Source organism: Flavobacterium sp. YO64, assembly GCF_004119505.1.
GTDB lineage: Bacteria > Bacteroidota > Bacteroidia > Flavobacteriales > Flavobacteriaceae > Flavobacterium > Flavobacterium oncorhynchi.
Genome location: NZ_NRQV01000022.1, coordinates 1 through 12,774, shown reverse-complemented (window position 1 = coordinate 12,774; position 12,774 = coordinate 1). Strand labels below are relative to the sequence as shown.

The window sequence follows — 12,774 nt, the reverse complement described above, 5'->3', positions numbered from 1 at the left end:
TCATCTCAAAAAATAAATAATTAACGGGTATTGTAACGAGTATTATTTCCAGCCTCCGCCTAGAGCACGATATAAATCAGTATTAGCGGTTAACTGTTGTCTTTTAAGATCAGCAAGTTCCAATTCGCTTTGTAGTAAATTGGCCTGAGCCGTTAAGACTTCAAGGTATTCTGCCATACCATTTTTGAATAAAAGGTTGGCGTTTTTAATGGCTTGCTGTAATGTTTTTACTTTTTCTTTTAAGAAAGTTTCCTGTTGTTGTAATTTCTCCACTTTAACTAAAGCATCTGAAACTTCGCTTACGGCAACCAAAACAGATTGTCTAAAACTTATAACTGCTTTTTCTCTTTCTGCTACAGCGATATTATATTGTGTTCTCACTTTTTTGTTGTTCAAAAGCGGTTGTGTTAAACCTCCAGCGACAGTTCCAAATAATGAAGCAGGAATGTTGAACCAATTGCTGGCTTCAAAAGAGTTTACGCCGCCTTGAGCCGTAATTCTTAAAGCTGGATATAAATCCGCTTTTGTGATTCCTACGTTTGCGTTGGCTGCTTTAAGAGCCAATTCGGCGTTTTTTACATCAGGTCTTCTGCTAACTAAGGCAGATGGAATTCCAACAGCTGTATTGTGTTTTACCTCAATTGTGCTTAAACGAATTGTTCTTTCTTTAGAATTCGGGAAAGAACCTGTTAAAACACTTAATGCATTTTCTTGAATCGAAATATTTTGCTCTAATAACGGAATCAACTGCGCGGAGTTTAATTTCTGTGCTTCAGATTGTTGAATCGCTAAAGTGGTTACTTGACCAGCATCGTATTTTAATTTGATAATATTTGTTGTACTATCATTTAAACGCAAATTTTGTCTGGCAATATCCAATTGAGCATCCAGCATTAAAAGATTGTAATATCCTCTCGAAACATTGGCTATAATATTTGTTTGTAACGCTTTCTTCACTTCTGCAGATTGTAAATACTCTGCATAAGCGCCTTTTTTCTGATTTCTGATTTTTCCCCAGATATCAGCTTCCCACGAAAGTGAAGCTCCAGCAGAAAAGTCATCAATATGATTTTGACCTAACGCCTGACCTAAATTCTTGCCTGTAAAACTATTGTCAGACGGATTGCTGGTACTTGCGTTTACTAGTAAATTAACCTGCGGTACATTTCCCCATTTTGACTGCGTAAAACGGTAATGTGCAATTTCAATGTTCTTTTCGGCAATCTGCAAATCGTTGTTTCTCACAACGGCGCTGTCGATTAATTTAACAATATCTTTTTCTGTAAAGAAGTTTTTCCACTCCACATCGGCAATACTGCTTGTATCGTTTGAAACCGATGCATTCCTGAAATTTTCAGGAAATGCATCTTTTGGAGTTTCAATATCCTTAGAAACTTTACAGGATATTAAAGTCGTGATCAGAATGGCGAAGACCACGATTTTGGTTATATGATTTTTCATTTAGTTTTTTTATTAATTTTTTTATCCTTTGGGTTTAGTTTTTTAAACACATAGAAACATAGTTTTTTGAGGATTTAAAAAAGGCGTTTCACTTGTTTAAATGAACATAGTTTAGCTATGTGTGGAAACTAGTTTCTTTTACTTTCTTTTTTCGAGACAAAAATCTATGTTTCTATGTGTTAAAACATTTTTTCACGCAAAGGGTTAAATTTCTGTACAAGTATCTTTTCTATTTTCAAGATCTTTTGAGATTCTGTACGATATATATCCAATGCCAATTATTATGGCGACAAGGATTGTTGTGATATAGTTTTCCATGTATTATTTTTCTTCGTTATGAATTACGGCAACTGGTTTTCCAGAAACCTTTTCTTGTAAATGCTGGAAAATGATGAATAAAACAGGAATGATAAACAAACCTAGAATTACTCCCGAAATCATACCTCCCGCTGCACCAATACTAATAGAATGGTTACCTTGAGCTGATGGTCCTTTGGCGCTCATCATTGGTACTAAACCAACAATAAAGGCAAGAGACGTCATGATAATTGGTCGCAAACGTAATTTGGCTGCATCTATTGAAGCTCTAACTAACGCTTGTCCCGATTTCCTTTTCTGCACGGCAAATTCGACAATCAGAATGGCATTTTTGGCGAGAAGTCCAATAAGCATTACAAGAGCAACTTGTACGTAAATGTTGTTTTCAATTCCAGTTAAACCAATAGCTACGAATACTCCAAAAATACCTGCAGGGATTGATAAGATAACCGCTAGAGGAAGGATATAACTCTCATACTGTGCAGCAAGTAGGAAATAAATGAATATCAAACACAGTAAGAAAATTGTAGCCGATTGCCCTCCAGAAGAAATCTCCTCACGAGTCTGGCCCGAGAATTCAAACCCGTAACCTGCAGGTAATTGTTGTGCTGCTACTTCTTCAATTGCTTTAATGGCATCTCCGGAACTAAATCCTGGTTTCGGAATAGCATTAATAGAAATTGAGTTAAATAAATTGTATCGTGAAGCGGTTTCTGAACCATAAATACGAGTTAGTTTTACTAAAGTATTTATTGGTACCATTTCGCCTGTTTTGTTTTTTACAAAAACTCTGTCAATTGCTGTTGGATCTGCTCTGTCTTCAATATCAGCCTGAACAACCACACGGTAATATTTACCAAATCGGTTGAAATCAGATGCTTGTGCGCTACCAAAATAAGCCTGCATCGTTTGTAAAATGTCTTTTACATTAACACCCAATTGATTCGCTTTTTCATCGTTAACTTCCAATTGTAATTGTGGATAATCCGCTTTGAAAGAAGTAAAGGCAACTGCAATCTCTGGACGTTTCATTAATTCTCCGATAAAATTTTGAGAGATGCCGCTGAATTTATCCAGTTTTCCTCCCGTTTTATCTTGTAGCACTAAATCTAAAGCCTCAACGTTACTAAATCCAGGAACAGTTGGGAAACTAAATACGAAGAAACTTCCACCAGAAATACTGCCCAGTTTACCACGAACCTGATTCATGATTTCGTCAATATTTTTAACATCGCCACGATCTTCATTAGGTTTAAGCAATACGAAAACTACTGCTGATGATGGACTTGTAGAATTCGTCAATAAGTTGAAACCAGAAATCGCGGTTACAAATCTTGAAGCATCTAAACCTCTTAAAGTATTCTCAGCTTCCGTCATTACTTTTTGAGTTCCGTCTAATGATGTTCCCGATGGTGTATTTACTGCAATCGCAATAAATCCTTGATCTTCTGTAGGGATAAATCCGGCAGGAGTTGTTTTTACCATGATTACTGTTGCAATAGTAATTAAAGCCAATCCTCCTAAACTCAACCATTTTCTTCTGATTAAGAATTTAAGTCCGCCCACATAACGATTTGTCAATGATTCGAAACTGCTGTTGAAAGCGGTAAAGAATTTCTCTTTAAATCCTTTTTTTACATAAGGTGCATCGTGATCGTGTGCTCCGTGATTATCTTTCAAGAACAAAGCTGCAAGCGCCGGACTCAATGTTAAAGCATTAACAGCCGAAATTACAATTGCAATCGCCATCGTAAAGGCAAACTGACGATAGAAAACTCCTGTTGAGCCTTCCATAAAACCAACCGGCAGGAATACAGCAGCCATTACCAGCGTAATCGAGATAATAGCACCCGTTATTTCGTGCATTGCTTCATGGGTTGCGATTTTTGGAGACAAACGTTTGTGCTCCATTTTCGCATGCACCGCTTCGACTACCACAATGGCATCATCGACCACAATACCAATCGCCAGAATTAATGCGAAAAGTGTTAAAAGGTTGATCGAAAATCCGAATAACTGCATGAAGAAGAACGTTCCTAAAATTGCTACAGGTACAGCAATAGCCGGGATTAATGTTGATCTAAAATCTTGCAAGAAGATAAATACCACAATAAATACCAATATAAAAGCTTCTAGCAAGGTATGTTGAACCTGTTCGATAGATTGGTCAAGAGATACTTTTGTACTATAGAAAATATTGTGTTTTATGCCTTTTGGAAAGTCTTTAGAAGCCTTTTCCATCATTTTGTTGATAGCAATCTGGATTTCATTAGAGTTAGATCCCGCTAATTGAATCACCCCGATTACAACTCCTTTTTTACCATTTAAGCGTGTTAAACTGTTGTAAGAATAAGCACCAAGTTCAACTCTAGCTACATCTTTTAAACGAAGTACTGAACCATCTGCGTTAGAACGTATCGCAATATTTTGATAGTCTTCAGGTTTGGTTAGTTTTCCTTTGTATTTAATAACGTATTCAAAAACTTCTTTGCTTCGCTCTCCAAATTTCCCTGGTGCCGCTTCCAAACTTTTGTCTTGAATAGCCGCCATCACTTCATTTGGTGTCACTTTGTAAGTTGACATTTGTGTTGGATTTAACCAAACACGCATCGAGTAATCTTTTACACCACCAAAAATACTAGCAGAACCTACACCCGGAATACGTTTTAGTTCAGGAATAATATTAATTTGCGCATAGTTGGCAACAAAAGTCTGATCGTATTTTGCTTCATCATCAGTATACATACCAATCGCCATGATGAAACTGTTTTGTTGTTTCGCCGTAATAATACCTTGTTGTACAACCTCGGCAGGAAGCTGGCTCGTTGCTTGTGCAACTCTGTTTTGTACGTTTACAGCAGCTTGATCCGCATCTGTACCAAGTTTAAAGAAAACTGTAATAGCCAAAGTACCGTCGTTACTGGCTGTAGAACTCATGTAAGTCATGTTCTCTACACCATTTATAGATTCTTCGATAGAAGGTGCCACAGAACGTAAAACCGTTTCTGCGTTGGCTCCCGGATATACCGCTGTTACCAAAACCGATGGCGGTGCAATATCAGGAAACTGTTGTAAAGGCAGTTTAGTTAAACCTAATACTCCCAGAATTACCAATAAAATGGAAATTACGGTTGCCAGTACAGGTCTTTGTATAAATATTTTGAACATTGTCTTTTAGAATTATTTTTTATTAGTTACTTCGGCAACTTTAGTTGATTTTTCTGGCTGAATTGCTTGTCCATCCTGAAGTTTGTCAATACCGCTTAACACGATTTGGTCACCCGTTTTTACACCTTCTTTAATTAAATAATTGGTACCGCTTTTACCTACAATTGAGATAGGCATTTTAGTCACCTTGTTGTCTTTACCAACAGTGAAAACAAAAACTTTATCCTGCATTTCAACTGTTGCAGCTTGCGGAACTAAAATTGCATCGTCGTGATTTAATCCTAAACGAATTCTTCCTGTGTTTCCAGAACGTAACGTTCCGTTAGCATTTGGGAAAGTTGCTCTAATCGTGATCGCACCTGTAGTTTTATCAAATTGACCATCAACCATATCGATTTTTCCTGTTTGAGGATAAGCGTTATTATCTGCCAAAATCAAAGTAACTGGAGGTAATTTTTTGATTTTATCACCAAGTGAACTTCCTGCATATTGAGTCTTAAAGTTGATGAAATCTGTTTCGCTCAAAGAGAAATAAGCAAATACTTCGTGAACATCAGATAAAGTGGTAAGTGCTTCAACATCAGATGCCGAAACTAAACTTCCTTGTTTTTTAGGCAGTCTTCCAATGTATCCGCTCACTGGAGCTGTTACGTTTGTATATCCTAAATTAATTTTAGCAGAACCTACCATTGCTTTTGCCTGTTCGATATTGGCAGCAGCAATTTTTTGAGAAGCTTTAGCTGTTTTTAACTGATAATCAGAAACTACTTTGTTTTGAACTAATGGCGTCAATTTATCAACCTCTAAATTAGCGTTGATCAAAGCCGCTTCTGCAGCGTGTAAACTTGCCAAAGCATTGTTTAACTGCTCACGAAACGGACGTTCATTTATTTTGAACAAAGTTTGTCCTTTGCTTACATAAGCACCTTCGTCAACAAAAATTCTGTCAAGGTTTCCGCTTACTTGGGGGCGAATCTCAACATCTACGGTTCCTTGTATAGCTGCAGGATATTCAGCGTCAGTTGTTGTATTTGCACTTGTTATAGCCAAAACTGGTAAAACCGGTGGAGGAGGAGCAGTAGGAGCCTGATTTTTATCGGCACAACTGCTTAATACTAAGGCCAGAATTAAACTGGTTATAATTACATTTTTCATTTTCATTGTGGTTTTAATTGGTTGAACATTTTCTCGGATTAAATTCATTGGTATTCTGGCATTCTCGGGATTCATATTTAATTGAATTAAATTATCTAACGTTGTTAAGTAAATGTGCGCAAACTTCTCTACTTTATATCTTTTTCAATTTATTTTTAAATCACTATTAAAATATTTAACGGTGTTAAGTAAAAGTCTAAAAAAAGAGTTTTATTACCTCTATTAAATTTTCTAACAGTGTTAAGTGAAAGTTATAAAAAAAAGGATTCTATGTTATCCCGTTTAAATTATTTTACACTGTTAAGTAAAAAATGAAAAAAAACTATTGTATTGATTTGATGATACCGCCAATGGCATCTTTCAAAATTTGAGCATTTATTGTTTCTAAAATATCACTTTTATTAATGATGTTTATGGCAATTAAACCATGAATAACAGAAAAGAAAGTAAAATATTTTTGTTTAATGATATCTTCACTAGGATTGCTGTCCTTCATAACTTCGGCAATAACACCAGTGAACAATTTGTAAGGTGCTTCCTGAGCCGAACATCGCTGAGCACAGCAAGTCATTTGAACACCAAACATTAACTGATACATTTCAGTATTAGTAAAAGCGAAGTCCCAGTAAGTCATCCACATGGCTTCTAATTGATCTTCGGGTTTTTCAAACTTGTCGATTGCAATTTGCAACTCTTTAGCAAGTTTGTTAAAACCTTTGCCTGTCAATTCTTCTAATATTGCTTCCTTATTCGAAAAGTATTCATAAATAATAGGAGCAGTATATTCGATTCTGTCGGCAATTTTACGCATACTCAAACCATTCCAGCCTTCTTCTTTTACGATATCATAAGCAGCGCCAAGAATGTTACTTCTTGTCTCTTCTTTTTGTCTTAAAATTCGATCTTTGCTAGCCATTTTATTCGAGTATTAAATCGTTTAACACTGTTAGGCAAATGTATGGCGGATTTTCGAATTTCAAAATATTTTTATCATAATATTTTCTTATCGTACAATAAGTGTTTTTAAAATTCTTTGCGAAGTGCTTATTTTATTGAACTTTTGGTTGTAATATTTTTTTTAGGAGCAGATCTTTTTCGTTTTATAAGACCATTTGTCCCGCTCTACATTATATTTTTTGTGGTGAACCCCACCACAAAAAGATACCATTTCGATCGGGGCTAGGAGAGAACGTGTATTTTTTCATTAGAACTTTGTCAAAGTTGGCAGGAACAATTTTCTCTCAGCAAAATTCCAGAGGAATAAAATGTTTATAGATCGTTGATACACATTTTAGAAAAAGCTCCAGCGGAGTAAAATATAAATATTGTACATTCAAAAGATATTTCGCCCCGCTGGGGCTCCATTCAAATAAAATTAATTGTTACTATAAATATTTCGTCCCGCTGGGACTTTTCGTTGAAATGTTCAATTGCGATCCTTGCTCATCAGGATAACAAAAAATGTCACTGCAAGTACCCGCTTTAAAATTTTTCGTAACATTACAACAAAAAGAAATGAAACTAACAACCATCATAAAAACCACAATTGCAATCTTAATTTTCCAGCAAACCTTTTCTCAGGAAACCAAAAAAGAAATTGCGCCGCCAGAATACACAATCGAAAATTGTGTCAATCATTTTGACATAAATAAAGCCACAAAAACCAAAGTAGGTTATCAATATTGGTTTGCCGATAAAAATTTTACACAAGAAAACACACTCAAAATGAGTATTGTCGAACCCGGAAAATCAACGCACGCGCCGCATCATCATCCCGAAGAAGAATTTTTCTTCATCTTAGAAGGAACCGCCGAGTTCTTTTTAAACGGAAAAACTGTTACAGCTGGCCCAAATACCAGTTTTTATTGTCCGCCAAATGCCGAACACGGAATTAGCAATGCAGGAAAAACAGACTTGAAATATTTAGTAATTAAAAAGGATTTGAGGTAGGTTCTCCTGAATTTGTTCATGAAGTTTGATATTTTGACACAAGAAGGCTCAAACGATGGTGAATCAACAAAAGATATTTATACAAGAAACTCCATAAAGAATTACCTCACACTTCGTAAAGTATTACCTCAATCTTGTCATTTCGACTGAAGGGAGGCACGTGAGATCACGAACTCACGAGGTAAATCGCACAAGTGCATCGACAAGGATTTGTTAGAAAGCAAAACTTACTCAAAATGAAAATTAAGAAATTCAAAAGTTTCATTAAAACTTCTTATCAATTCGATTTTTTTATCTCTCCGCCATTTTTTTAATTCTTTTTCTCGGGCAATTGCTTCCTGTATCCAAGTGAATTTTTCGTAATAAACTAAAAACTGAATATTATATTTTGCTGCAAAACTATTTATATTTAAATCTATATTTTCTTTATGTTTTGAAAGTCTTTTTTTTAAGTTGTTAGTAACTCCAATGTAAAAAGATGTTCGATGTTCATTTGTTATAATATAGACATAGTAACTATGAAAACCAAGTTGCGGATTTAGCATTTTGTGTTTTTTTTGTACGAATATATGTATTTATTTTTAGTTTGTCATTTCGACCAAAGGGAGAAATCACACACGTATATCGACAAAGATTGTCGACTCGCTTTCTGGAATTTCTAGTGTGATTTCTCCTTCCAGTCGAAATGACAAGATTGTGTCAAATCGTACAGTATGTTAATACTCACAGTTTGTCATTTCGACCGAAGGGAGAAATCACATACGTATATTGACAAAGATTGTCGAGTCACTTTGCGGAATTTCTAGTGCGATTTCTCCTTCCAGTCGAAATGACAAAAATGTAATAAATGTTTGCTGAAATATAGATTTCTTATATTTGATAAAAGAAATATATTAATTGAAAGAAAAATCTTTCTTTTTAAAAAGATTTCTCTACATTTGAAGTTCCTAAAAAATTACGACTTTAAATTAGAGCAAGATTTGCCCTTGTATTATGTGTACGGTATCGGAAACGACCGTAAACGCGGTCGTAAGCGTTAGGAACACTAAGATGCAAGGGTTTTATATTCCTAATATTACGACATTATGAAAACAAGAACCCTTTCCAAAGAAGCCGAAACAAGGCTGATTGATTTTTTTAACCATGTTATAGATCTCGAAGATATGGCTAAAGTATTACGACAAGTAAATTATATTTTAGCTTTGGGCGTATTGCGAGAACACGAAACCCTTCAAACCAGAATAAATGAGTTAGAAAACGGCTTTTTTTGGCTCAATGAATTGGCTGAAGTTTTGAATCCTTATTTGAGTGAGGAATAAGATTTGCAAAATAAAACCTCGGTTTTTTAAGATCGAGGTTTTATTATTTGTATTGTTGTTGAGATTTTGATGCGTTTACAAGACTCATCTTTAGGTTAAAAACAGGTTTTTGTTAGAAATTTCAGGTTGTAATCTTTGTTATATTTAATTCAAATGAAAAATTCAAAAAATACTATAATTCATATTCTTTGTTTGCTGCTACTTCTTGTTGTATTGAATGCTTGTTCTTCAAAGCACATTAAAAAGGTAAATCAAGATATAAAAACAGACTTTGGTATAACGGTGACCTCACCTTCACAAGGAATGTTTTTTGTTGAGAATCAAAAAGTTGCAGCCTCAGAAGAAGAAATTGAGATTCATAAAAAAACGGCAGATTTTATTTATAATAAATACGGTCCAGCAACAGATAACAGATTTGTAGGCAGAACAAACGCCAGAGAATTAAAATTTATTACTGCAAAAAAAACATACCTTATAGATGTCACGATGCTTGATAAAAGAACTGCAATGGTTTTGTTTGATGGTAAAAATAAACCTGTTATAAAGTATAATCCTAAGAAATATAAAAGTATTGTTGAAAAGCATTTTATTGCCAATTCTAACTAAAATAACACCCATGCAAAAAAGCAAATACACTATTATTTGTATCTTTTTTTTCTTTAGTCTATATTCTTTTTCACAAGAAAAAGCGACCGATAGTCTAACATACAATTTTTCTTCTTATGTAAAAGGAGCAGATAAAACTAAGGACAACACTTATATCCGAAAAGTAAATATTTATAAGTCAGATATATCAGATCAAATCATCAAGTATACTTTTTTGTGTATGGATTTTAAATTTGAAGGTCCAAATAATGTTTCCTACATTCGAAGAGTTGCTTATGTTTTTGATGAAATTACAGTTTTGGTCAATCCAAGCGGAAAGATAATTGACGTCATAAAACCTGAAGATATGGATAAAAGATGGCAGGAAACAAAGGAAAAAATACTGCTTAGTTATTCTGGTCCGGCAATAACAAAATATTTAGAGCAAGTAGAAGAAAGTATAAATAACAAACAAAAGCTAACTGATTTTTTGCAGTCAGATGCCATGTATGGACTCCTTTTAAAAGGGCTTTCGCAAATAAATAATCCTGACCAATTATCGAAGATAAAATTTAATAAAAAAGAGGATTTAAAAACAATTACACCAAAATCATTATCAAAAGATGATAAGGAACAGTTTGTCCTTAAAAAAAATGCTCTTATAAAAGCTGCTAAAGCTAGTGAGTCCGTTAGCTACGAAATTGATTTACTACCTTATGAAGAGTAGTAATTTTTAAAATATATACATATGACAACACATCCATATTGGGGAAATGTAGAAGAAGATTGGGCTGGTTACTCTTCTGATATTTATTTTTCATATCCGTTTTTTGACAAGCCTAAAACAGAAGTTTTTTTAGGTGATGAATACGATGAAGAGGGCGAAGAAATTGAAACGCCTCCAACTGAAAAACAATTGACAGCCTTTGCAGAAACATATAGAATTTTTATTGATAATATCGAAAACCGTTTGGCAGATTTACAATTAAAATCATTTGAACGATACAAAAGAGTTTATGCAAAATATTATGAAAACAGCGAGCAATCAGGCGAACCGCCATTAAACATTGACAGCATTGAAAAACACAACGAATATATTAAAGATTTAATGTATTTACGGATTTCGGACAATAAAACCATTAGAGTAACTATTCGGTACAAGTTAGATACTGAACATGGCATTGAATTTAAGTTTGTAGATGGGCAAATAGAAGATGTTGGGGGTATTTCAGAGACTTAGATAAAGAAAAACTCGAGTTTGTCGAGTTTTTTATCTTTATTTTGTGCTTACAAGCGAGATTTTTTGTGTCTGTACTGTCTTTCTTTTTTCGCCTGCTTATTCAATTTCTATATATTCAGAGTTTCCTTTTTCGCTTCCATTTGTGAGCCATTCCCAATCTAAAGACAGTTTTATTTTATCATTCTCTGTCAAACTAATCTGTGCCAATGCTTTGCCCGCTTTTAGTTCATTATCTGTAGTCAAGCATTGATAAAGCATATTTAATTCGTTGTCTTTTAATTCCGCAATAATTTTTCCGTATTTAATTGTTCCACCAAAATAGTCGGCAGTTACAAGATTACCATCCTGATTATAATTAAAAACAGTTTCTGTGTTTACTTGTCCATTATCTGAATTTTGAATAAGTGCAAACTTTTTATTTTTAAAATTAAATTTACTCATGTTTTTTTAGAGTTTTATTTTGGAGGCTTTGAGGTAAAATTTTGTTCTTAACCATAACTCAGAGCTAGGTTATCACATTCAAACTTGAGTAGGTAAAAACTATTCGATATTGTGTTTATGGTTTTCGAAGTATTTTACTGCCATTTCCAGAATTTCTTCTTTTGTAGTGAAGTTGTATTTTATTCCATCATTTGCAACGTACAATTCGCCGAGTTTTGGAGTGTATTCTTTTCCATTTGAAGGAAATGATTGCACAAGTGTCATCCAATGATTTCGGTGTTGATCTTTGAAAGAAAATAAAGTATTTTCTGATATTATAAAAGTAGTTCCATTATCGTGATCTAGAATAGAAGCACTCTTACTGCTGTCATAATTGCCAAAAATAGTTACATTGGGGTTGTATTTTTTTGACAATAATTCCGTTATTTTTGGTGTTAGCGGCATGATAAGTGGTTTTAATTTTTTGAGTAGGTCTCGTAAAATAAGACTACGGTTTTCAGTTATTTTACTAATATACGACTTTTTTGTGTCACAATACGTCTTTTTTTAGTCAAAAAGAACAAGCAGTTTCGATTATGAAATTTATAAAAGAAGGCAAAGTCGAGAGACTTTATGTAGTGTAGAGGAGAATTGCATTTTAATTTTTGGCTGTAATGTTACAACACGAAACCTTCCTAAGCGGACTTACAAATTTTGAAGACAATTAGTATTGGCTCAATGAAATGGTGGGGATTTTGAATCCTTATTTGAGTGAGGAGTAGAGTTTGTAAAATGAAAAACCTCGATTTTTTTAAGGTCGAGGTTTCTTTCTTGGTGTTTTAATTTTCTTTTGTAATATGAAAAGTTGCATTAGAAGAGATAAAATCTGTTTTACTTAAAGTTACATTAAGCTTTCTATTTTTAATTGAATAAGTAAATATTTTTCCAACTTTTACATTTTTATAATCTTCATTCTTATTATTTCCGATACTCAATACCAAATTACATTTTCCATAAACATCAATATCATTTACAGCTATTACAATTTTTTCTTCGTCATTAATATAAGTATTACCTTTTTTAACTACTACATTTATTGGATAAACTTCTCTAATTTTATTATTTGAGACTTTTGCAGTAGAATCTTCTGAAATAGAA

The 12,774-nt window shown here is 33.9% G+C and carries 13 protein-coding genes; 5 read left to right on the top strand and 8 right to left on the bottom strand.

The features are described 5' to 3' along the window. Positions 1-42: 42 nt before the first annotated feature. From BOW57_RS15145 to BOW57_RS15130, 4 genes are all read right to left on the bottom strand, one after another. Positions 43-1,461 (bottom strand): TolC family protein, encoded by a 1,419-nt coding sequence (locus BOW57_RS15145; protein ID WP_129055427.1) that lies wholly within the window; start codon positions 1,459-1,461, stop codon positions 43-45. A gap of 321 nt (positions 1,462-1,782) precedes the next feature. Next, positions 1,783-4,947 (bottom strand): efflux RND transporter permease subunit, encoded by a 3,165-nt coding sequence (locus BOW57_RS15140; protein ID WP_129055425.1) that lies wholly within the window; start codon positions 4,945-4,947, stop codon positions 1,783-1,785. A 12-nt stretch (positions 4,948-4,959) separates the two neighbouring features. After that, positions 4,960-6,177, bottom strand: coding sequence for an efflux RND transporter periplasmic adaptor subunit (locus BOW57_RS15135; RefSeq protein WP_129055423.1), 1,218 nt, complete (start codon positions 6,175-6,177; stop codon positions 4,960-4,962). A 247-nt stretch (positions 6,178-6,424) separates the two neighbouring features. Further along, on the bottom strand, positions 6,425-7,018 hold the full coding sequence (locus BOW57_RS15130) for a TetR/AcrR family transcriptional regulator (RefSeq protein WP_089054049.1): 594 nt from the start codon (positions 7,016-7,018) through the stop codon (positions 6,425-6,427). Between the two features lie 545 nt (positions 7,019-7,563). Between BOW57_RS15130 and BOW57_RS15125 the strand changes: the two genes are divergently transcribed. Further along, positions 7,564-8,052 carry a cupin domain-containing protein gene (locus tag BOW57_RS15125; RefSeq protein ID WP_241687453.1) on the top strand — a complete coding sequence of 163 codons (489 nt, stop codon included), beginning with the start codon at positions 7,564-7,566 and terminating at the stop codon, positions 8,050-8,052. Positions 8,053-8,279: 227 nt separating this feature from the next. Here BOW57_RS15125 and BOW57_RS15120 read toward each other — a convergent pair whose 3' ends face one another. Next, positions 8,280-8,597, bottom strand: a complete 318-nt coding sequence (locus tag BOW57_RS15120) for a GIY-YIG nuclease family protein (protein ID WP_129055419.1) — start codon at positions 8,595-8,597, stop codon at positions 8,280-8,282. Between the two features lie 540 nt (positions 8,598-9,137). Here BOW57_RS15120 and BOW57_RS15115 point away from each other — a divergent pair. The 4 genes from BOW57_RS15115 (at position 9,138) to BOW57_RS15100 (ending at position 11,196) form a co-directional block, all read left to right on the top strand. Beyond that, the gene (locus BOW57_RS15115; protein WP_129055417.1) at positions 9,138-9,371 is read left to right on the top strand and encodes a hypothetical protein; all 234 of its coding nucleotides are present in this window, start codon (positions 9,138-9,140) and stop codon (positions 9,369-9,371) included. Between the two features lie 153 nt (positions 9,372-9,524). Next, a complete protein-coding gene (locus tag BOW57_RS15110) occupies positions 9,525-9,977 on the top strand; it encodes a hypothetical protein (protein WP_129055415.1) in 453 nt (150 codons plus the stop codon). A gap of 10 nt (positions 9,978-9,987) precedes the next feature. Then, positions 9,988-10,683, top strand: a complete 696-nt coding sequence (locus BOW57_RS15105) for a hypothetical protein (RefSeq protein WP_129055413.1) — start codon at positions 9,988-9,990, stop codon at positions 10,681-10,683. A 21-nt stretch (positions 10,684-10,704) separates the two neighbouring features. Continuing rightward, entirely contained in the window at positions 10,705-11,196 is a 492-nt protein-coding gene (locus BOW57_RS15100; protein WP_129055411.1) for a hypothetical protein, read from the top strand. Between the two features lie 96 nt (positions 11,197-11,292). On the opposite strand, the gene BOW57_RS15095 is transcribed toward BOW57_RS15100, so the two are convergent. The 3 genes from BOW57_RS15095 to BOW57_RS20650 all read right to left on the bottom strand — a co-directional run. Next, positions 11,293-11,637, bottom strand: a complete 345-nt coding sequence (locus BOW57_RS15095) for a hypothetical protein (RefSeq protein WP_123872351.1) — start codon at positions 11,635-11,637, stop codon at positions 11,293-11,295. 99 nt (positions 11,638-11,736) lie between these two features. Then, positions 11,737-12,081, bottom strand: a complete 345-nt coding sequence (locus BOW57_RS15090) for a hypothetical protein (protein ID WP_129055409.1) — start codon at positions 12,079-12,081, stop codon at positions 11,737-11,739. Between the two features lie 374 nt (positions 12,082-12,455). After that, a partial coding sequence (locus BOW57_RS20650; RefSeq protein WP_164973719.1) for a hypothetical protein occupies positions 12,456-12,774 on the bottom strand: 319 nt, incomplete at its 5' end.

Excerpts from the sequence above, each read along its gene's own strand:
- BOW57_RS15120 (WP_129055419.1), bottom strand. The coding sequence starts at position 8,597 with ATGCTAAATCCGCAACTTGGTTTTCATAGTTACTATGTCTATATTATA.
- BOW57_RS15110 (WP_129055415.1), top strand. The coding sequence starts at position 9,525 with ATGAAAAATTCAAAAAATACTATAATTCATATTCTTTGTTTGCTGCTA.
- BOW57_RS15135 (WP_129055423.1), bottom strand. The coding sequence starts at position 6,177 with ATGAATCCCGAGAATGCCAGAATACCAATGAATTTAATCCGAGAAAAT.
- BOW57_RS15090 (WP_129055409.1), bottom strand. The coding sequence starts at position 12,081 with ATGCCGCTAACACCAAAAATAACGGAATTATTGTCAAAAAAATACAAC.
- BOW57_RS15145 (WP_129055427.1), bottom strand. The coding sequence starts at position 1,461 with ATGAAAAATCATATAACCAAAATCGTGGTCTTCGCCATTCTGATCACG.
- BOW57_RS15095 (WP_123872351.1), bottom strand. The coding sequence starts at position 11,637 with ATGAGTAAATTTAATTTTAAAAATAAAAAGTTTGCACTTATTCAAAAT.
- BOW57_RS15140 (WP_129055425.1), bottom strand. The coding sequence starts at position 4,947 with ATGTTCAAAATATTTATACAAAGACCTGTACTGGCAACCGTAATTTCC.
- BOW57_RS15115 (WP_129055417.1), top strand. The coding sequence starts at position 9,138 with ATGAAAACAAGAACCCTTTCCAAAGAAGCCGAAACAAGGCTGATTGAT.
- BOW57_RS15130 (WP_089054049.1), bottom strand. The coding sequence starts at position 7,018 with ATGGCTAGCAAAGATCGAATTTTAAGACAAAAAGAAGAGACAAGAAGT.
- BOW57_RS15105 (WP_129055413.1), top strand. The coding sequence starts at position 9,988 with ATGCAAAAAAGCAAATACACTATTATTTGTATCTTTTTTTTCTTTAGT.
- BOW57_RS15100 (WP_129055411.1), top strand. The coding sequence starts at position 10,705 with ATGACAACACATCCATATTGGGGAAATGTAGAAGAAGATTGGGCTGGT.
- BOW57_RS15125 (WP_241687453.1), top strand. The coding sequence starts at position 7,564 with ATGTCACTGCAAGTACCCGCTTTAAAATTTTTCGTAACATTACAACAA.